Source organism: Alcanivorax sp. HI0083 (assembly GCF_001635175.1).
On the sequence record NZ_LWFX01000216.1, the window covers coordinates 1 to 1,040 of the forward strand.

The following is a 1,040-nucleotide window of genomic DNA, read 5'->3' on the forward strand; positions in this document are numbered from 1 at the left end:
CTGGGTATCAATACGGATCCGCTCAATGGCATGGGCACCTGTGGCTCTCTTTCCAATATGCCCTGTGAAGGTGGCCCACCAATTCTGATTGATTTTACCGCGACGGCTGACGTCGGGGCGGCTTATGCCACCGTGCTGACACGCAAGTACACGGACGTAAACGGTAACGGGGTTCAGGACGCGGACGAGCCAGACGCAGAAAAAAACCACGCCCGGGGCTTTATCAAAAGCACCGGGGGCCTGATTGGCGGTGCCAATCTTGATGAGGGGGACCAGATCTTTACTCATGCGGCCTTGCCCATGGCGTTCCTGCCCAAGGCGCCGCTGGACCTGAGTTACATCGGCATGGAGGATGAAGGCAATGGCCGCTGGTGTGCCACCAATGAAGATGCCGACGGGGATATTTATTGTATCCAGACCGTTGGCGACACCGCCATTCCAGTGGAAATCAATGCCCAGCATGTGATGGGAACGTCACTGACCGCCAACGCCAATCTGGCGATCCCGGTGCTGGGTGATCTTATTCCCTTGCCCCTGGAAACCGGTGCACTGGTGCTGCGTTTCCGGCCCTATGACGACATGCCGCCGCAGCCGTTGCGCGGTTTTGTTATCAATGCCATCGATCCCGACACCGGTGAGGAAATGGAAGACCCGGTTTTCATTACCCGCCTGGATGCCTGGCTTGATGCTCCGGATGTTCGTCTTTTTTCAGCACTGATTCCTGGTGGCGCAGCCATTCCCAATGTGGCTGACGCCAACGTGAGAAGCCTGCCGGTGTCCGCCTACCTGAATGGGCCGGTGAAGTTCCTGCGCAATGGTCAGATAACGCTGGAATCCAGCAATGCCTCGGCCATTGCGGCCTCACTGAATCTGAGTATCGACCTGGGTGCCCTTATTCCGGTGTTGGGCGACCTGCTTGATCTGATTATTGGCGGGGTGCTGCCGGAAGAGGGGGTTGGCTCTCTTGAGCTGGGTATTGCCAAGGATGACTTCCGTATCCGTGTGGTCAACAACCCGGCCCACGCACGCTTTACCTCGGT

At 57.6% G+C, this 1,040-nt stretch carries 1 pseudogene; it reads left to right on the forward strand.

Annotation, left to right across the window (positions count from 1 at the left end):
- Window positions 1–1,040, forward strand: a pseudogene (locus A3754_RS27020) (hypothetical protein); the annotation flags it as partial.